The following is a 19,171-nucleotide window of genomic DNA, read 5'->3' on the forward strand; positions in this document are numbered from 1 at the left end:
GTCTACCATATGGGGAGCATATCATACACAAGGGTTTGAGGCGCTTTATATCAACACATTTTGTCCTATAACTCTAAAGCTTGTAATAAAGCCGCACAAAGAATAAGTCCCCGGGGAACGGGGACTTACGAAAAGGGAGTTATGAAAAAGATTAATGTCGAAATGAATGTCGGTTTCATTTGACAGTATTTATGTTAGTTGGATTTCGTGTCCAAATTGTGTTTAAGTCGATAAGCTTCCAAAAACAAATATAAACAAACTATAAAAATATCGCCCTGAAAACACCTTATCCCAGTGCCCACACAGAGAAAGCGTTGAAATGGACTCGTGACTATCACTGCCGTAATCTATTTCCGCTTGCAAGCTTTACGGCAAGCTGCGCACACAAAAAGGGTACTACAGGCATCCTGGCTCTCTATATTGTATCTTCGTCAAACTGGGATATCGTCCATTGCCCCTTCAACAGTTCTTTCCTCTTCGGAAGCTGTTTCACCTCCGGCTTATCAAAAGCTTCTTCGAGCAATCATCACACCAATCGGCGCAAGACCTCCATATACAAATTTCATTTCAACTACTGAAAAACCATATGCCTCAATAAAATCTTCAAATTGCTCTTTATTCCATTCCCGATACATTTTAAATCCTAAAAAGGACATCAACCTTTTTATAAGTTTTCTCTGCTTTCCCTCTTTCCACAGAAAAGTCGGAGCAAGCAAAGTACCATTCGGTTTCAATACCCTGTATATTTCCTTCATTGCCTGATCTGGCCTGGGCATAATATGAAGCGCACTGGCAATGACGACACAATCAAATTCTTCATCTGCAAAAGATAATAATGTTGCGTCGGCTATTTCAAATGTAAGGTTTTCGTATTCCCCACGTTTCCTCGCTTCCAGAATCATCTGTTCGGAAAAGTCTGTTCCAATCCAACTTTTCGTGTGCTTTGAAAGGCGAAACGACAATTGTCCCGAACCACAGGCAAGTTCGAGCACATTCATTTCTTTATTCAGATAAGGACGGATGTATCCGCAAACTTTATCATAAACCCCTTTATCTTTCTTCATAAAGGCAGCATACCGCTTGGCAAATTTATCCCAAAATTTTTTATTACTTTTATCATACATCGTCAGCACTCCTTTCGTCATAAATGATCATATCAGGAATTCGTCTCTTGTTGTAAGGATAAACTCTGACATGGTGGATGGATCCCGGAAGAACTGCTCCTAGACTTTTATTAATCTATCGATGCTTCTGGGGTCAAACTGAGGTATACTGACTGACATAGAGGTCTTCTTCGTGTCGCTGGTTGTGTTTGGATGCTTAACCTTAACACGTCGGGGTACCTCTTTTCTATTATTTTCAAATTCCTACAAAAACTTTACGCTAACTTATACCGGTTTGACGGTGAGTTTTTATATCGGTCAGATGATTAGGAATAAGTATAAGTTAGTGTTTATCCTTTTACAACCAGCCCTCTATATCTGCTGATAGCCGCAAAAACTTCCTGTTTTCTTGGCATTGCAAGATTACCGGGATGACCTGTATATGGTGATATGGAATCCAATCCTGATTTTTCAATATGTCTGTACATCTGATCCAGTGACTGTTCAATTGTCTTCTTTTCATCAATCACTTTATTCTTTAAAAACCCGATCATAACGGCGATACAATTTGTCTGACTTTCATCAACAAGCTGCTCCAGCCCTGAAATATCTATATTGTTCCATCCATACAAAATAGTATATTTGCCTTTGGCTTTCAGGCGATCTTCTTTACCTGACAAAGAGAATCCTTTTTTCAAAGGAACACGATGTGTTACTTTACCAAAAACATTATCTGATAAAAATTCTCTTTTATATCCGTCGGTAGACGCTATTTCCTTTGCTCTGTCGGTGACATCCTTTGGAATATACTCATCCATCATTATAACTCTGTCGGCAACATCAAAGTAATCTCCGCAACCTCCCACTATGAGTATGGTGGAAACTCCCAAATCTTTATATAAAGGTTTTACTTTATCAATAAAAGGTGTTATAGGCTCTTTTTCTCTTGCAATCAGTTTTTGCATACGACCGTCACATATCATAAAATTGGTGGCGGAAGTATCTTCATCAATCAAGATAAGTGAAGTTCCGGATTCTAAAGCTTCCATTACATTTGCCGCCTGTGATGTGCTTCCGCTGGCATTTTCCGTAGAAAATAAATGTGTATCCTTATTTCCCGGCAGATTATTTATAAAAGCACTTATATTTACTTTTTCAACATTTCTTCCATCCTCTGCACGAATCTTGACCGCATCAAAACAGGTAATCACCATTTCACGCCCGTCACCTGAAATATGATTATATACTCCGCGTTCAAGTGCTTTCAGCAGTGTTGACTTGCCATGGTAGCCTCCGCCTACAATCAATGTAATACCTTTTTCAATTCCCATCCCTGATATATGCTTTCCGCTTGGAAGATCCATATCTGTTTTAAAACTTTTTGGACTCTGAAAAGGAATCCCGTCACGCAAAGGCTTATCTGAAACACCGCTCTCACGCGGCAAAACAGATCCGTCGGCAACAAATGCAACCAAATTTCTTCGCTTTAATTCTTCCCTTATATACTCTTGATCGATCATTAAAGAAATCTGATTTTTCAATTCATTATGATCAATATTTTCATACAGTAATGCCGCATCTACAATTTTTTCAAGAGTTTGTGAAAAAATCCGATTGGCTTCTTTTCCTAAAACACGTCTACCGGCTGCCGGAAGCCCTATCTCAAATCTTACCTCAACTCTGTTATCCTTAATCAAAACGGAAGTTCTCTCCAACATCTCCTGTCCGCATCTGTCAATTACAATCATACCGCTACCACCTGTAGCATTTATTTTCCGACTGTAAATTTCAGTTTTTTTATAAAACTCCCTTGTTAAAAAATCCGAAACGGCAATAATTTTACTTTTTGAATCAAGTAATTCATCAGGAATACCTGTTACTTTCCTGTTCATAATAATCCGCACTTTTGACGGCGGTGCATACGGGTCAACTTGTACATGGTCAATGGAAAGAATATATTTCCCGAAGTTGTACTCTCCCTTTATAGATTTATATGCACCATATCCCTGACCGTTTATTGAAAATAATAACTGCTCCAGTTCCTGTCTACTTTTCAAATGTATACCTCCATATCATGTTTCCAAACATTCTAATACTTTTTTTATAAAATCCTGCTGTTGCCTAATCATTGCAAACATATTATCAAAAACCAACTTTACCATAGGCGCAACATCATTATTCATTGCTTCACACTTTTCTTTCCAGCCTTTCATAACAGATTCATATTCAATATCAAGCCTTTTAAGTTGACTTTCCAAGGCGGTATAAATCTCACCGGATGTCAGCTTATCACATAATGATATCCCGGCATATAAAGATGACGGATAAGAAAGAGAAAACTCCGTCAACGAATCATAAATTAATGTTCTCAAATATTTTTTCCCTTTTTGAGTAATACTATAAGTTACTCTCGGTCTGTATTGTGCCTGTTCCATATCCGTTACACAGATATATCCGTTCTTTTCAAGCTTTTTTAAAGCATAATAAATAGAACCTATGAGCACTCCTCCCCATCTTTTTGCATCCATTGTTTGTAACATCTGCTTTATATCATAACCTGACATAGATTCGTTATCCAGCAGCCAAAGCACCAATAAACGTATCACAAACCCACCTCCATATTCAACATTGAATATAATACAATGAATATTTTTATATGTCAATATATGACACTTCTACCTATTAAAAAAACTATTATGAATTTTTCGGTTCTACAATAAATGTTGGGGCGAATGGAAACATCTATTCGCCCCAACATTTATTGTAGAACCTTATTTGTTATGCTATAAAAGATGCTGACATACCATGGAACACCTAAATCCGCCCAAACACAGTATTAGGGCGGGCTCCCGAAGGATCCCGCCCCAACATTTGACATAGAGCCAAAAATATAAATATATACAAGAATGCCCGCCAGGCGAGCATTCTTATTGAAAAAAGAAAGGAGATAATGAAAAAGATTGCAAGACTAATTGTTCGTCATCCGAACCCAGTCATACATGGCCAGAGCACCAACCGCAACGATGAATACAACTGCAAATCCCATCAGCATACGCTCACCCCCCTAATTCCAGTGGGCCCGATTCTGCTTGTTGAACCAAATGCCCAATCCAATCACAAGAGCCGTTACCAAACTGCCAATCATTAAGGAAATCACATATGTTTCGTTCATAGGCCTTTCTCCTATTCACTTGGTGCTTTTTAGCTGTTTCTATTATAGCATCGCTTCTTAGGCAAAAAAGCGTTTTTCTGTATTTTTAGCGCTTTGCACAGTTTCCCGGGTGAATAATTGTATAACTTTTCGATTATTTCTCTGCTGTCAGAACGGTCTGCCCGAAGACACAGACATCATTGAGAATACACGCCTCACAGCGAGGAGATCTGGCCATGCAGACCGCCCTCCCATGATCCACCAGACGATGACAGAACTGGTTGGCCTCCGCGTCCGGCAGGACCTTCCAGAGCTCTTTTTCCACCTTGGCCGGTTCCTTGATATCTGTCACCAGGCCAATTCGATTGGAGAGACGGATACAGTGGGTATCTGTCACAACTGCCGGCTTTCCGAAGACATCTCCCAGAATCAGGTTGGCTGACTTTCGGCCCACGCCGGGCAGACGGAGCAGTTCTTCCATTGTGTCAGGCACCCGGTCCTGATAGACCTCATGCAGCATCGTCATACAGGCCTTGATATCTCTGGCCTTGGAGGGCCCAAGACCACAGGGATGCACGATCTTCTCGATCGCCTCCACCGGCGCCTGGCTGATCGCCTCAATCGTCGGATAGACCGCATAGAGCCCGGGGGTCACCTGATCCACCCGCTTGTCCGTGCACTGGGCTGCAAGACGCAGACTGATCAGAAGCTGCCAGGCATCCGCGAAGGTCAAGGTCGTCCTGGTATCCGGATAGATCCTCTTTAAGCGATCAATACAGGTCAAGGCCAGTTCCCTTCTTCGATCCAGATCTCTCTTCTGGGCAGGAGTCAGTCCCTTCTTATGATCCGCTTTTTTTCTCTTCCCAAGGCCCTGGCTTTTCACCTTGGTCCCCTTTTTTATCTCTTCTCCCTGTCTCTTTGCATCCTGATCTGCTCTCATATACGCTCTCTTAACAATTGTCTCTCAATTCTTGTCTGCTTCATTTGTGTCTGCTCAGCTTCCCAAATTTCCGCTCTCCACGCTTTTTCCTGTCTGATGAACTCACTCCAATCCCAGAGTTTCATCCAGGCCCAGCATAATGTTCATATTCTGCACGGCCGCACCGGAGGCTCCCTTGCCCAGGTTGTCAAAGAGAGCCGTCACAAAAGTCTGCTCCTCTCCTCCCCCGACGATCAGCTCCAGGTGATTGGTCCCGGCCAGATGATTGGCATAGATCGTATCCGGCTTCTTCTCATAGGGGCGAACCCTCACAAAGTGCTCGTTCCTGTAGTAATCTGCCAGCCGCTGGCAGACCTCTGCGGCTGACGGTCTTCCATGCAGGAGTCGGTTTTGCAGCAAAAGAGTGGATGCCATTCCCTGCACATAGTCGTCCACCACCGGCAGAAAAACCGGATCATAGATCAAACCCGTGACTGCCTTCATCTCCGGCAGATGCTTATGCCTTAAATCCAGTCCATAGAGACCGGGAGCAGACAGACTCTCATCCCTGTTCTTCGCCTCATAGGCTTCAATCATCTTCTTGCCTCCGCCGGTATAGCCGGTCAGAGAATAACAGGTCAGAGGGTAATCCGCAGGCAGAATTCCCATACGAATCAGGGGGGCTGTCCCGGCAATCAGGCCTGTGGCATGACAGCCCGGATTTGCCAGCCTCCTTGCCCCAGCAATCTTCTCTCTCTGCTCTCTCGACAGCTCCGGAAACCCATAGACCCAGCCCGGATCCGTCCTGTGCGCGGTCGATGCGTCAATCACACGCACCCTGTCGTTTTCAATCAGAGAAACCGCTTCTCTCGCCCCCTCGTCCGGAAGGCAGAGAAAAACGATGTCGGCCGCATTTAAGAGCCTGCGCCTCTCTTCCATATCATGCCGCTTGTCCTCATCGATACGAAGCAGGTCGAGGTCCTCTCTGGCCCCGATACGATCATAGATCTGCAGGCCTGTCGTTCCGCTCTGCCCATCAATATATACCTTCGTCTTCAAGCTCGTCCCTCCTTCGATATATCAACAATGGAATATCTGCTCCGCAAAGATGCTATGACCTGAAATCAAACGAATAATACTACAGATCTGAAATCCTGCGCCCGGCAGAAATCCGTTTTTTGCCTCCTCTGAATGTACTTCACTCATTTGATCTGTCCTTTTTCTCTAACTCTATTTTTACAATCGTCTTTCCTGCCTGCGGAAAATTCGATTGTGCACGTCTTTTATTCTAGCACATTTTTCTCCCGGGCTCGACTTGCAGTTTCCTCCCGGGCCTGTGCATTTTTCTCCCGGGCTCGACTTGCAGTTATTTTCCCTTCTTTTTATACTGGATACAGGAATGACCGGGAGACTGTGCTTGGAGATACCACAGTCTCTTTCCCTGTCATTTGCCATGTCGTTGAGGGAGGACCGTATGAATCGAGATCATCTGCAGAAAGCTGTTCACATCCATCTGGACAGGGTCTGGATCACGCTCAAATGGATTATCTTCGCTGTAATCTGCGGTATCATCGCGGGGATAATCGGGTCTCTTTTTGATATCGGCATTGAGCTCGCGACAGACCTGCGGGTCAGCTACCCCTGGCTGATCTACCTCCTTCCCCTGGGCGGAGCCTGCATCTTCTTCTATTATCACCTGCTTGACGGGGACAACTCCATCGGAACCAACCTGGTCATCTCTTCCATCCAGTCCGGAGATCACATCCGAAAGCGGATGATTCCCGCCATCTTTTTCTCCTCTATCTTCTCCCACCTGCTGGGAGCTTCTGTCGGACGAGAGGGGGCGGCCCTGCAGCTGGGCGGATCCATCGGTTACAATCTCGGCAAGACCTTTCGCCTGCCCAGACACAACCAGCATGTCATGATCATGTGCGGCATGTCGGCTGTCTTCTCCGCTGTCTTCGGGACCCCGGTCGCCGCCGCCATCTTCGCCATGGAGGTCGTCTCTGTCGGCATCATGCACTATGCCGCCCTGGTCCCCTGCGTTGTCGCCTCTTTCGTGGCAAGAGGCATTGCCATTTTCTTCTTCCGCATCCCAAACGCGGGCTATCCGCTGGGAAATATCCCCGAATTTACTCTCGCCAGCGCTCTTCCTGTCCTAGGCCTGGCTGTCATCGCCGGATTCGTCTCCATTCTGGAGTGCGTCAGCTTCCGCAAGGTTGAGGTCTGGTCTGAGCGCCTCCTTGCCAACCGCTATCTTCGCGCCGTCCTTCTTGGTGCAATTCTCCTGCTTTTAACCCTCCTGGTCGGCAAGCCCACCTATAATGGCCTTGGTATTGACAGCATTGCCGCCGCCGCCGCGGGAAACGCGCCGGACCTTCTCTGGTACAGCTTTCTCCTCAAGATCCTCTTCACCGCCCTCTCCCTGGCCGCGGGCTACAAGGGCGGAGAGATCGTCCCCACCCTCTTCATCGGATCTGCCCTGGGTTACGCTTTCGGCAGTCTGGTCGGCTTTTCTCCCGCCCTGTGCTCTTCCGTTGCAGTCGGAGCCCTCTTCTGCGGGGTCACCAACTCTCCCATCACCTCAATCATCCTCTGCATTGAACTCTTCGGAATCCGCGGCCTGCCCTACTATGTCCTGGCCATCGCCATTTCCTATGCCGCCTCCAGTTACTACGGTCTCTACTCCGCCCAGAAGATCGTCTACTCCAAGTACCGGAGCAACTACATCAATACAGATGCCAAATAGAATGCTTCGGGCAGATGTCAAATTGAGTGCTTAGAGCAAGCGTCTGCCGGGCAAAAGGAAACATCAGCCCCTGATCCCTATCTTACGGGACACAGGAGCTGATGCTGATTCATCAAACCTGACTGATTCAAATTGCAATACGCCGGCTAGTCTTCCTGGGCATCCTCCTCATCTTCCTCCCATAAGTCTTCTAAGGGATGAGCAAAAATCAAATAGAGAATCGCCAGAAGGCAGAAAAAGCGAATGCTTGCAGCATATTCTGAAATGAGCATTGCTCCCTCAGAACCGGATAGATCCAATCGTATGAGATAACATATTATGATCACTAGCGGACGCGACAGGAGGCATAGTCCCATAAGAATAAAAGCAATTCTATGCTGATACTTTTTCATGTCCTTCCTCCATAGTTTATTTTGCGGTTCTGTTTCCCTCTAATTCGGATGTTAGCATGTGCGAATTTTTGTGTCAACAATATGTTTTACAGGACACAGCGGCTGAACATCTCCATCTCAATTGATTGATTTACTTGACCGTCTTCATCCACAAGTTAAGAACCGCTTCCGTCGGAAGCAGGGGCAAGAGCAGATGCATCATCGTCGCGGGAAGACCGGAGCAAGACAGGGCTAAACCCTTGCGGCTGGCCCACAGAGCATCCCTGACAACCCTCCTGGCTCTTGACGACATGGGAAAGGATCGGATCACCAGATCGGAATCCGGACTCTCTGTACTCTTTGCCCCGTCAATGAACTCGGTGTCCTTAATCCAGTAGGGACAAACCGCCGTCACTGCAATGTGCCTCGGCTCCAGTTCCTTGCGCAGGGCTCTCGCGTAGGCGTAGAGGAAGGCCTTGCTTGCAGCATAGACATTGAGCCCCGGAAGGGGCAGAAAGGCGGAGGCAGAGACAATCTCCAAGATCCGGTCCCCCTCCTCCATGAAGTCCAGGGCCAGCTGACTGACGGCGACGGCCGCCTTGCAGTTGAGGTCGATCATCCTGGCCGCCTGATGACGGTCGACACTGGCATAAGACCCGATCTTTCCGAAGCCGGCACAATTAATCAGAAGACCGATCCGCACCTGGTCCGCCGCAAGCATCATCTCAAGCGCATCCAGATTCTCCTCTTTGGTCAGATCCATGGGAACTAGGCGGCAGGCCTTCTTCAGGCTCTGCGCGACCTCCCTGAGGCGGTCTTCTCGTCTGGCCAGAAGCCAGATCTCATCGATCCTCTCCTCGGATTGATCGATCTGTCTGGCAAATTCCGCCCCCAGACCGGAAGAGGCCCCTGTGATCAGAGCAATTCTCTTTGTCCTTCTCCTCATATTTTTACCCCTCCTGTCATCTCCCTTTTCTGATCTCCATTGTACCCTGAATCAGACAGGATTCAACCAAATTGTATGGAACGATTCTCTGCCTGGCGCCAGATAACTATTTTATATTTCAGATCAGATAAATTCTCTTTGTCTCAGAACCGATGCATTCTCTTTGTCTCAGATCAGCTGCATTGCCCTGGCAAGATCCATTCCCCTCTCCGCGAGGAAGACTACCCCGCAGGCTGACAGGGCCACCAGGAGCAGACTCTTCTTCCGATAGGCCATCCAGAGGGCCACGACGAATGCGAGCAGGCCTGAGATCGGCGAAGCGGTCGCTGTCAAAATAGCGGGAAAGGTCATGGACGCAAGCGCCGCGTAGGGGACATAGTAGAGAAAGGACTTGAAGAAGGGGCTTCGAATCTCCCTGGTAAAAGCCAGAATCGGAAGCGCGCGAATGGCATAGGTGACGAGGGCCATTAGTAGAATGTAGATATAGATACTGTGTCTCATCACTTTTTCCTCCCTTTTTCTCCGCCGTTCCCTGTCGAATCAGCAGGCACTTTTTCTCTGCCCTCCTCCGCAGCGTCGGCGTCGGCTTCCTCCTGGGGCAGGGGACGGATCCAGGCAAAGAGAGCAGCGGCAAAAACAGTGACGATAATGACGCTCGTCCCGGAGGAAAGCCTGGGAAGCAGCCCGGATACCAGCCCCAGTGCACCTTCCAGAAGCTCAGGCCCGTAGGCCAGAGCGGCCGAAAGACTCATGGCCGCCAGAACAAGTCCTAAAAGCGAATGATCCTTCTCCATCGGAGGAATAATAATCGCGAGAAACATGCCGTAAATAGCCACAGATAAAGCGGAGAGAATCATGGCCGGCAGAAGCTTGCCCATGACGGCGCCTGTGGCGGTTCCCAGCACCCAGCCGGGAATCGCCACCGCCATGGCTCCCAGGTGAAAGTCCGGCCTTACGTATCCGGGTCTGGTGATCGAAATCCCAAATATTTCATCCGTCACACCGAAGGACATGAGAAGGCGCTTATACAGGGGAGCGTCCGGCTCCATCCGCTGAGCCAGGGAGAAGGACATGAGCATGTAGCGCAGGTTGATGACCAGCTGGCTCAAAAGGATTTCCAGGTAACTCCCGTCTCCCAGAATAATTCCCAGACCGGCAAACTGGCCGGCCGAGGTGACATTGGTCGCCGATATGATCACCGCGTCCATTCCCCGCATTCCATCGGCGACCGCCGTCATGCCAAAGGCAAAGGACACGGCAAAATATCCTAAAGCAATGGGGATGCCATCACGCATCCCCATTCGAAAGTTCTCTCGATTCAAGGCTTCCACCTCAGTCTTCTCCCTGACCGGGACGCAGAATATCAACGACCGCCGACAACTCCGCGCTGTCCTCCACATGCTCCAGGAGGACCTCATGGTGGAAGGAGATCCCCTGATCTCCGACGGCGGTCACCTCGGACAGAGGGCTCTGAGACAGGGTCTTTCCGATCTCGACAGAGAAATATCGGCCGACCTTCTTCTTCCGATCCCAGGTCAAAAAGACGCTCTTGGCACAGGGGACGATCAGATACTTCTGCGGCATGTCAATGCGGACAATATCCAGATCCTCTCCCACGGTCAGGGCCATTGAATCAAAGTCCTCCAGGAGGTAGGGGTAGAAGCGCTCTCCCCCCTGCAGGCGATAGCAGGACTCGTAGAAGGCATCGATAGCTTTCACCCCGCCCTCCGTAAAATGCCGGATGCTATCCTGCGGATCCTCCAAAAAAGCTTTTGCCAGAAGGCCAAGGTCAACCTGCTGACGCATGAAATAGTTGAACTGGCTCTCTGTCATGGCCTGCTGATTTGTAGATCCATCAGGCTTTGTCACCGTCACTTCGATGACGATTTCCTCTTCCTCTTGCTCCTCATCTGCCCGTGTGACCTTCCCCTCCTGTATCGGCTCTCCCTTATCTGTACGGAAGTTCATGTCCTCCTCGTCGTAGCTGCTCTCGCCCCGGGAGACAGAGAGAATCTTTTCGATCAGAATCTTCTGCAAAACGATCTTCTCTGAAAAGGGATTGACAATAATCCCGGCAATCTTTGCCTGCATAGTCAACTGGCAGGCCCCCAGGAATGGCACTTTGGTCAGAGCGTCTGACTTTGGCGCCCCATCCCCGGAGGGAAGCGAATTGACGGAGGTATACAGAGGCAGCCAGAAGGCCTTCTGCTCGTCCTGCAAAAAGACCGGGTGCGCATTCCCCTCGTCGTCCACAGTCGAAGGTGAGATCATATCGATTCCCGCAAATTGATCCAGCATGGCAAGGAAGGTCTCCCTGTCGCCGCGGTCGGAAAAAGCCCGAATGATATCCAATGTCTTATGGTCGTCAATGGCCAGAGCCTTGAGACGATCCTTAATCCGAATTGCCATTTTACACTCACTTATTCTTAAAGTATTGATCGATACCCTTCGCGGCTTCCTTGCCGGCGCCCATGGCCAGAATGACGGTAGCTGCTCCGGTCACCGCGTCTCCGCCCGCGTAAACCGCTTCCTTGGTGGTTGCCCCGAACTCACCCTCCGTCACAATACAGCCGCGACGGTTGGTCTCCAGCCCCTTGGTTGTATGGGAAATGAGGGGGTTTGGAGAGGTTCCCAGAGACATAATCACCGTGTCACAGTTGATTTCATACTCAGAGCCCGGAATTTCAACGGGACGACGGCGGCCGGACTCATCCGGCTCACCCAGTTCCATTTTGATAATCCGACATCCCTTGACCCAGCCCTTTTCATCGACCAGAATTTCCGTGGGATTCTGAAGGAGGTCAAAGATGATCCCCTCTTCCTTCGCGTGGTGCACTTCCTCCGCGCGGGCCGGAAGCTCCTCCTCAGAGCGGCGATAGACCACATGCACCTCAGCGCCCAGGCGAAGGGCCGTGCGGGCCGCGTCCATGGCCACGTTGCCGCCTCCGACCACAACAACCTTTTTCCCCCGGGAAATGGGGGTATCGTAGTCATCATCGTAGGCCTTCATCAGGTTGTTGCGAGTCAAAAACTCATTGGCCGAGAAGACCCCGTTGGCCTGCTCCCCGGGAATTCCCATGAAGCGTGGAAGACCCGCGCCGGATCCGATGAATACCGCCTCAAAGCCCTCTTCTTCCATCAGCTCGTCAATGGTAACAGAACGCCCGATGACGACATTCTCCTCGATTTTGACGCCCAGTGCCTTGACGTTCTCCACCTCGTGACGAACCACCTTGTCCTTGGGCAGACGGAATTCCGGGATCCCATAGACAAGCACGCCGCCGGCCCTGTGCAGGGCCTCAAAAATCGTGACGTCATAGCCCATCTTAGCCAGATCTCCGGCACAGGTCAGACCGGCAGGGCCCGCCCCGATCACAGCGACCTTATGCCCATTGGGCTTGGAGTGATTCTCTGGCATAATCCCCCGGGCGGCGGCAGTATCCGCGGCGTAGCGCTCTAGCTTGCCAATTGCCACAGGCTGACCCTTGATGCCCCGGACACAGACGCCCTCGCACTGGGTCTCCTGGGGACAGACGCGGCCGCAGACAGCGGGCAGGGCCGAGGACAGTGAAATCGTCCGATAAGCCGCTGCAGCGTCTCCCGCCTTGATCTCCTGGATGAAAGCAGGAATATTGATACTCACAGGGCAGCCTGCCACACAGCGGGGATTCTTGCAGTTGAGGCAGCGATTAGCCTCAAGGATCGCCTCTTCTTCTGTGTAACCCAGACATACCTCTTCAAAATTCTTAGCGCGAACCGCCGGCTCCTGCTCGGCGATCGGCACTCTTACCATCATATCCTGTGCCATTATCTGTCACCTCCGCAATTGCCGCAGCCGCCGTGATGTGTCTTGCCTTCCTTAAGGGCAAGCATGGCCCTGCCCTCTGCCGTCTTATACTGCTGCTGGCGCACCATAGCCGCATCCCAGTCTACCTTGTGGCCGTCAAACTCGGGCCCGTCCACACAGGCAAACTTAACTTCATCTCCAACCAAAATACGGCAGGCCCCGCACATACCGGTTCCGTCCACCATAATGGGGTTCATGGAAACCTCCGTGTGAATGCCGAGCTCCGCAGTCAGCTTGCAGACGAATTTCATCATGATCATAGGGCCGATGGCAACGCAGTGATCGAAGCGGTCTCCCTGATCCCAGAGGGCCTGCAGCTGATTGGTTCCCATCCCGTGAAAACCGTAGGAGCCGTCATCCGTGCAGACATAGAGGTGTTCCGCGACCTCCTTCATGTTGTCCACATAGAAGAGAAGATCCTTGTTGCGGGAGCCCATGATAACGGTTGCGGGAATCCCATGCTCCTTGAGCCACTTGACCTGGGGATAAATAGGCGCCGTTCCGACGCCGCCGCAGATAAATACGATCTTCTTCTCTCTTGTCTTGTCGAGATTCCCCTCCAGACAGAGAACCGAGGGACGACCCAGAGGACCAATGAAGTCCTCAAATGCCTCTCCTGCTTCCAGAAAGGACATGCGCTCCGTCGAAGCGCCCACTGTCTGAAAGACGATGGTGATGGTCCCCTCTTCGCGGTCATAGTCGCAGATCGTCAGGGGAATGCGCTCTCCTGTCTCGTCAATCTTGGCGATGATGAACTGGCCCGGCAGGCATTTGTGTGCCACACGGGGCGCCCTGACCACCATCTCAAAGATCTTGTCGGCAAGCTTTGCCTTACTCAGGATCTGATACATAGTTTTCCTCCCAAATGATCCCCGGGTAAAATGGGGATACCTGTGCCAACAACGGCGTGCTGCCGTCAGCCATAAGGATACCATTTCAGCCCCTCATTATCTACGGATTGCGGCTGACTTTGCCCACTTTTTCGAGGACAATATGAAAAGTGTCATAAAAAGAGAGCCCGTCATTTCTCACGAACTCTCCTGATCTTCCGTTCCTTTTATTCTTCCTGATTCGCCATCGAATGAGCTTCCTGCCCGGGGCGATCATAAGATCCGGATTAAGAAAAGTAAACCAGCTCGTCCTCAGGCCTGTCTGCCGATTTAATTGAGACGGGATAGAGAACCGGACCCTTGCCGGAATACTCTTTGGCGAACTCATACCTGATTTCCGCTGTCAAATCGATCCATGACTTGTGTTGAATCTCATAAGCCTTGTCATACTTTGCTTTCATGCCCAGAAACTGAACGTCTTCAATACAGCAGGTCATGGCAAAGCGGCCGGGCACGAAGACATTTCTCCGGTTCCTGCCCTCTCCCTCCTGGGGATTATAGACCAGGGCCGTGAAATGCACCCTCTTTCCGTCATACTTGTCGGGATGGTCCATGCAGTCCATAAACCAGAGCGCGTAGTCGGCATCGGTGATCTCCAGAGGATCGGCGTTGAGATCAAAGGGAAGAGCCTCTTCTGCCTCATCCACACTGCCGTCCGCCCGCTCATAGACCAGCTGGGCCTTGCGGTTTACGGCCTTGACCGCTGCCCGAAACTTGGTCTTTGGGGTCTTGTCGTCACAGCGGTTGAAGATCACAACATCGGCATGAAAGAGCTGTTCCATGATCATAGCCCGCATATTCAGCTGGTACATCTCAAAAGTCCCCGCGTCCACTGTCGCAAGAGACTGTACGATGATCCATCCCGCGGGCAGCCGCATCTCATAGACGGGACCTGTCTCCCAGGTTCCGTTGTACTCGATAAAAACCAGATCAGGCCGGTACTGAGCATTCAATTCCACCAACTTCTCATAGGTGAAATCTTCTTCCTTCTCAATCCAGACCAGCTCCCCGCCAATTGACGCCAGCTTTGCCTCGTCATACTCCTCATCTCCATCCTCACAGGCGATCAAAAGGAGGCGGCTTCCGTTCTCCGTGAAGTTGTTCTCAAAAAGGGTCTCTCGGATCAGGCTGGTCTTTCCGGAATCCATGAATCCGCTGAAAAAATAAACGGGAATTTCTGTCGCCATATGGGCTCTCCTCTCTCAGAACACATTTCTTTGGCCTTTTTGGCCCAGACTCTTCAGATTCTTTTCTCTGCCCAAACTGTCATCTCATGCGAGACCGATCATACGAGACCGAAGACTTCCTCCAGCTTCTCTTCCCTGACATCCGTGCCGATCACAACCAGACGTCCGGTATAATCTGGCTCACCGGTCCTGATCTCATACTCCCCGTCGACCAGGTCAAAATAGAGCCAGGTACCGTCTTCACAGGGCACAATCCCCTTGGACCGGACAATGTAGCCATAGTCCTCGGTCTTTGCAAAAGCCCTCATGGCATTTTCAATCGTCTCCCGGGCGAAGACATGCGGTGTCTCCTTTCCCCAGGTCGTAAATATATCATCCGCATGATGGTGACCGTGCCCGTGGTCATGATGGCAACAGCCGTGGCTCTCCCCATGCTCGTGATCGTGGTGACAGCCATGGCCTTCCTCATGTTCATGGTCGTGATCATGATGGCAGCAAGCATGGCCCTCTCCATGCTCGTGATCGTGGTGACAGCTATGGCCTTCCTCATGTTCATGATCGTGATCATGGTGGCAGCAAGCATGGCCCTCTCCGTGCTCGTGATCATGATGATGGTGTTCTGCCTCCTCCTGCTCATGATGCAAGGATGCCAGGGCCTGTACCTCCAGGGAATCCTTACCTTCAATCGCGGACAAAAGCACCTTGCCGGTCAGCTGATCCCAGGGTGTGGTAATTACTGTAGCCTTGGGATTATGCTCCTGAATCTGTCTGGTGCAGAACTCCAGCTGCTCGGGACTGGCCTTCTGACTGCGGGAGAGAACGATCGTCGTCGCGTGCTCAATCTGGTCAATAAAGAATTCCCCGAAGGCCTTGAGCTGCTTGGAGGCCTTGAGCGCATTGATCACGGTCACCAGGGCTCCCATCTGACAATCCATGGTCTCCGCCACTTCCATGACAGATACCATAACGTCCGACAGCTTGGCCACACCGGAGGGCTCCACGAGAATCCGGTCCGGGTGATAGGTCTCAATAACTTCTCTCAGATTCGCTGTAAAGTCGCCGACCAGCGTACAGCAAACGCAACCGCCGTTAATCTCAGACACGGTGATGCCTGTCTCCTTGAGAAAACCGGAGTCGATGCCGATCTCACCGAACTCATTCTCAACAATAACGACCTTCTCATCCTTTAAGGCGTCGCCGATCAGCTTCTTCATGAAGGTCGTCTTGCCCGCTCCCAAAAATCCGGAAATAATATCAATTTTGGTCTTAGCCATTTTTCTTCCTTTCTCAGGAAGGAGAACACGCAGCGACAAGCAGGCTGTTCGCTCTCCTCTTCGTCAGCTCTCTGCGTCCGCCTATCGCGGAGTTGGCAGATAAGTTGTGCTCCATCAAGTTAGCCACCAGAACCTCTGGTGGCTAATCTATACTTCTATCCTATCACCTCTGTCAAGTGTCTTAATCTTTACATGCGCTCCGGCGCCGCAAATCCCAGGAGGTCGATGCTCTTCTCAAGGATCCTCTTTGTCAGTGAGAGCAGGGCAATCCAGGAGGACTTTTTCTCCTCATCCTCCTCAGACAGAATTTTCGTCTCGTGATAAAAACGGTTGAAGGCATTGGAGAGCTCATAGATATAGGCGCATAACTTGTGGGGCGCCAGCTCCTCATAGGCAGTCCTGAAGTTATCTCCGAAACGGGCCGCCAGCTGCATCAGATCCTTTTCGCTGGGCGAAGCCGGAGGCAGAACGCGAAGGCCCTCCAAGGAATTCTCCTCCTCATAGCGCTTTAAAATCGACTTGATGCGCACAATGGTATAGAGAATATAAGGGCCGGTGTTACCCTCCGCGGAAGTAAAGCGGTCCAGATCGAACACATAGTCCTTGGAGGCCTGGTTCGAGAGATCCCCGTATTTTAAGGCGGCCAGACCGACGATCTCCGCCGTCCTGCCGGCCTCCTCTTTCTGCATATGACCGCCCTCCAGGATCTTCTCCAGCATTTTTGCGTTGACGTCGGCGAGCAGATTCTCAAGGCGCATGACCCCGCCGTCTCTGGTCTTAAAGGGCTTTCCATCCCTGCCGTTCATGGTTCCAAAGCCCAGGAATACCAGCCCGGTCTCCGGGGGGACAATTTTCGTCTTTCTGGCCACGCGGAAGCACTGGGTAAAATGGAGCTCCTGGCGCTTATCCACCACATAGATGATCTCATCGGGCTGATAGCGTTCCTCCCGCATAACCAGGGTGGCCAGGTCTGTCGTGTTGTAGAGCGCTGAGCCATCCGACTTCAGAATCATACAGGGAGGCATCTCCTTTGTGTCTGACTCCTCCGCCACATCGACGACCAGGGCCCCCTCGGAGAGATAGGCGAATCCATCCCTCTTCATTTTCTCTACCATAGCCGGAATATAGGGCTGAGCATCGGACTCTCCCATCCAGAGATCGAAGCTGACTGACAGCTTCTCATAGTTCTTCTTTAAATCGCTGACAGAGACACGAAGAATGTGTTCCAGAAGAGCCTGATAACCCCTTCTCCCCTGCTGCAGTTCATTGGTCGCCTGCATGGCAGCGGCGTGATAGCCCTCATCCTCCTTGGACTTGCCTGAGGCGCAGGGGTAGATCTCCTCCAACTCCGAGATGGTAAATGGCGCCTCCTCAGGGTAGGCCCCCTGATAATCCGCGTCGAAGTAGACCAGGTCCGGCTTGCGCTCACGCAGCTCCGTGATAATCAGGCCCATCTGCAGACCCCAGTCTCCCAGATGAATATCCCCCAGGACCTGATTGCCCGCGAAACGGGCAATCCGCTTGACTGCCTCGCCGATGATGGCGCTGCGCAAATGTCCCACATGCAGGGGTTTCGCCACATTTGGCCCGCCATAATCGATAATAATGCTTCTGGGATTCCTCTCCTTCTCAAGGCCCAGGCGCTCCTGATCTGCCGCCATCTGATTGGCATAGTCCGCCAGAAAGTCCCCAGAAATCCTGATGTTGAGAAAGCCCGGCTTGACGGATTCTACAGACGCAAACATCTCATCGCCAGACAGGCGGTCCGCTATTTCATCCGCGATCATAAAGGGGGCCTTGTGGTAGGTTTTAGCCCCCGCCATAGCGCCGTTGCACTGGTATTCGCACAGGTCCGGTCGGTTGGATACGGTCACCCGGCCAAGCTTGCGGTCATATCCGGCCGCCTCAAAGGCGTTCGCGACCCGCTCGCTAATCAGTTCAAGAAGTTCTTGCATAGATCATCCTCACATCCACTGGTACAGGGCCCTTTCATCAGCCCCTCATCAAACGCAAAATCAGGCACAAAGCATCATGCCTGTAATCCCACAAAATCTGTTAGATTCTAGCATAACCCGCCCCTTTTGTCACAGAGCCGGGGCCTTCCCTTACTTATCTCTGTATGCCCGAGGGCACCTATTCCCCGTCTCTGTAAGCCAAAGGCATTTATTCCTTATCTCGGCAAGTCAAGTCCACCTCTTCTTCATCTCAGCCTCACGCATTCCTGCTGAAGTCATCTGTTTTAAAGATAATATTGCGATATTTCCAGAGAAGGACTTTTAAGAGCCAGCCCAGCAGGCAGACCGAGATCAGCTCTCCCGCGCCGACGGTTAAGGCCAAAAACCAGAAAGCATCTCCCAGGCCGCCGGCATACTTTAAGACCAAAGGAATGATGATGGCATTGACGATCACCGGGGGCAGGGTCGCGAGAAAGCCCTTCTTTCGAAGCAGGTAGCTGAATACCGCCGCGATCAAAGTCGCCAGACTCCCGAATACAATATCGGCCAGTCCCGCCCCGGGGACAATGATATTGGCGATCAGGCAGCCGACAAAAAGCCCCGGAACCGCCGCCGGCGTAAAGACCGGCAGGATACAGAGGGCTTCTGAAATACGAACCTGAATGGCCCCGCTGGCCAGTCCGAAGGCGGAAATAAAGACGGTTAAAACGACATAGATCGCCGCAATCATAGCCGCCTGGACGATAAACAGGGTACTGAGTTTCTTTTTGTTCATTTGT

The 19,171-nt window shown here is 50.6% G+C and carries 17 protein-coding genes; 1 reads left to right on the forward strand and 16 read right to left on the reverse strand.

Features of this window, described 5'->3' with window-relative positions:
* Nucleotides 1-503: 503 nt before the first annotated feature.
* The 5 genes from HMPREF1508_RS06340 to argC form a co-directional block, all read right to left on the reverse strand.
* Nucleotides 504-1,124, reverse strand: coding sequence for a class I SAM-dependent methyltransferase (locus HMPREF1508_RS06340; RefSeq protein WP_044960478.1), 621 nt, complete (start codon nucleotides 1,122-1,124; stop codon nucleotides 504-506).
* A gap of 329 nt (nucleotides 1,125-1,453) precedes the next feature.
* The gene (locus tag HMPREF1508_RS06345; RefSeq protein WP_006906919.1) at nucleotides 1,454-3,160 is read right to left on the reverse strand and encodes an ABC-ATPase domain-containing protein; all 1,707 of its coding nucleotides are present in this window, start codon (nucleotides 3,158-3,160) and stop codon (nucleotides 1,454-1,456) included.
* A 15-nt stretch (nucleotides 3,161-3,175) separates the two neighbouring features.
* Nucleotides 3,176-3,709 (reverse strand): PadR family transcriptional regulator, encoded by a 534-nt coding sequence (locus HMPREF1508_RS06350; RefSeq protein WP_330360275.1) that lies wholly within the window; start codon nucleotides 3,707-3,709, stop codon nucleotides 3,176-3,178.
* 699 nt (nucleotides 3,710-4,408) lie between these two features.
* Nucleotides 4,409-5,194 (reverse strand): endonuclease III domain-containing protein, encoded by a 786-nt coding sequence (locus HMPREF1508_RS06355; RefSeq protein ID WP_084640271.1) that lies wholly within the window; start codon nucleotides 5,192-5,194, stop codon nucleotides 4,409-4,411.
* A gap of 102 nt (nucleotides 5,195-5,296) precedes the next feature.
* The gene (gene argC, locus HMPREF1508_RS06360; protein WP_044960483.1) at nucleotides 5,297-6,232 is read right to left on the reverse strand and encodes an N-acetyl-gamma-glutamyl-phosphate reductase; all 936 of its coding nucleotides are present in this window, start codon (nucleotides 6,230-6,232) and stop codon (nucleotides 5,297-5,299) included.
* Nucleotides 6,233-6,647: 415 nt separating this feature from the next.
* Between argC and HMPREF1508_RS06365 the strand changes: the two genes are divergently transcribed.
* Complete coding sequence (locus HMPREF1508_RS06365; RefSeq protein WP_044960485.1) at nucleotides 6,648-7,922, forward strand: chloride channel protein; 1,275 nt, start codon at nucleotides 6,648-6,650, stop codon at nucleotides 7,920-7,922.
* A gap of 146 nt (nucleotides 7,923-8,068) precedes the next feature.
* Here HMPREF1508_RS06365 and HMPREF1508_RS10215 read toward each other — a convergent pair whose 3' ends face one another.
* From HMPREF1508_RS10215 to HMPREF1508_RS06415, 11 genes are all read right to left on the reverse strand, one after another.
* Nucleotides 8,069-8,314: a hypothetical protein gene (locus HMPREF1508_RS10215; protein WP_156923195.1), complete on the reverse strand. Its 246-nt coding sequence runs from the start codon at nucleotides 8,312-8,314 to the stop codon at nucleotides 8,069-8,071.
* A 130-nt stretch (nucleotides 8,315-8,444) separates the two neighbouring features.
* Nucleotides 8,445-9,239: an SDR family NAD(P)-dependent oxidoreductase gene (locus tag HMPREF1508_RS06370; RefSeq protein WP_006905382.1), complete on the reverse strand. Its 795-nt coding sequence runs from the start codon at nucleotides 9,237-9,239 to the stop codon at nucleotides 8,445-8,447.
* 168 nt (nucleotides 9,240-9,407) lie between these two features.
* Nucleotides 9,408-9,740, reverse strand: coding sequence for an AzlD domain-containing protein (locus HMPREF1508_RS06375; protein WP_044960488.1), 333 nt, complete (start codon nucleotides 9,738-9,740; stop codon nucleotides 9,408-9,410).
* Nucleotides 9,740-10,540, reverse strand: coding sequence for an AzlC family ABC transporter permease (locus HMPREF1508_RS06380; RefSeq protein WP_044960587.1), 801 nt, complete (start codon nucleotides 10,538-10,540; stop codon nucleotides 9,740-9,742). The genes HMPREF1508_RS06375 and HMPREF1508_RS06380 overlap by 1 nt, the downstream gene beginning before the upstream one ends.
* A 31-nt stretch (nucleotides 10,541-10,571) precedes the next feature.
* On the reverse strand, nucleotides 10,572-11,648 hold the full coding sequence (locus tag HMPREF1508_RS06385) for an SseB family protein (protein WP_006905385.1): 1,077 nt from the start codon (nucleotides 11,646-11,648) through the stop codon (nucleotides 10,572-10,574).
* 7 nt (nucleotides 11,649-11,655) lie between these two features.
* Nucleotides 11,656-13,047 carry an NADPH-dependent glutamate synthase gene (gene gltA, locus HMPREF1508_RS06390; protein WP_044960491.1) on the reverse strand — a complete coding sequence of 464 codons (1,392 nt, stop codon included), beginning with the start codon at nucleotides 13,045-13,047 and terminating at the stop codon, nucleotides 11,656-11,658.
* Entirely contained in the window at nucleotides 13,047-13,937 is an 891-nt protein-coding gene (locus HMPREF1508_RS06395; protein WP_044960493.1) for a sulfide/dihydroorotate dehydrogenase-like FAD/NAD-binding protein, read from the reverse strand. The genes gltA and HMPREF1508_RS06395 overlap by 1 nt, the downstream gene beginning before the upstream one ends.
* A 266-nt stretch (nucleotides 13,938-14,203) precedes the next feature.
* Entirely contained in the window at nucleotides 14,204-15,163 is a 960-nt protein-coding gene (locus tag HMPREF1508_RS06400) for a TIGR03943 family putative permease subunit (protein WP_044960495.1), read from the reverse strand.
* Between the two features lie 98 nt (nucleotides 15,164-15,261).
* Entirely contained in the window at nucleotides 15,262-16,437 is a 1,176-nt protein-coding gene (locus HMPREF1508_RS06405) for a CobW family GTP-binding protein (protein WP_044960498.1), read from the reverse strand.
* Nucleotides 16,438-16,625: 188 nt separating this feature from the next.
* Entirely contained in the window at nucleotides 16,626-18,392 is a 1,767-nt protein-coding gene (gene argS / locus HMPREF1508_RS06410; protein WP_044960501.1) for an arginine--tRNA ligase, read from the reverse strand.
* Nucleotides 18,393-18,648: 256 nt separating this feature from the next.
* Nucleotides 18,649-19,167 (reverse strand): QueT transporter family protein, encoded by a 519-nt coding sequence (locus tag HMPREF1508_RS06415; RefSeq protein WP_044960503.1) that lies wholly within the window; start codon nucleotides 19,165-19,167, stop codon nucleotides 18,649-18,651.
* Between the last annotated feature and the right edge of the window lie 4 nt (nucleotides 19,168-19,171).

Source organism: Shuttleworthella sp. MSX8B (assembly GCF_000524295.1).
Lineage (GTDB): Bacteria > Bacillota > Clostridia > Lachnospirales > Lachnospiraceae > Shuttleworthia > Shuttleworthia satelles.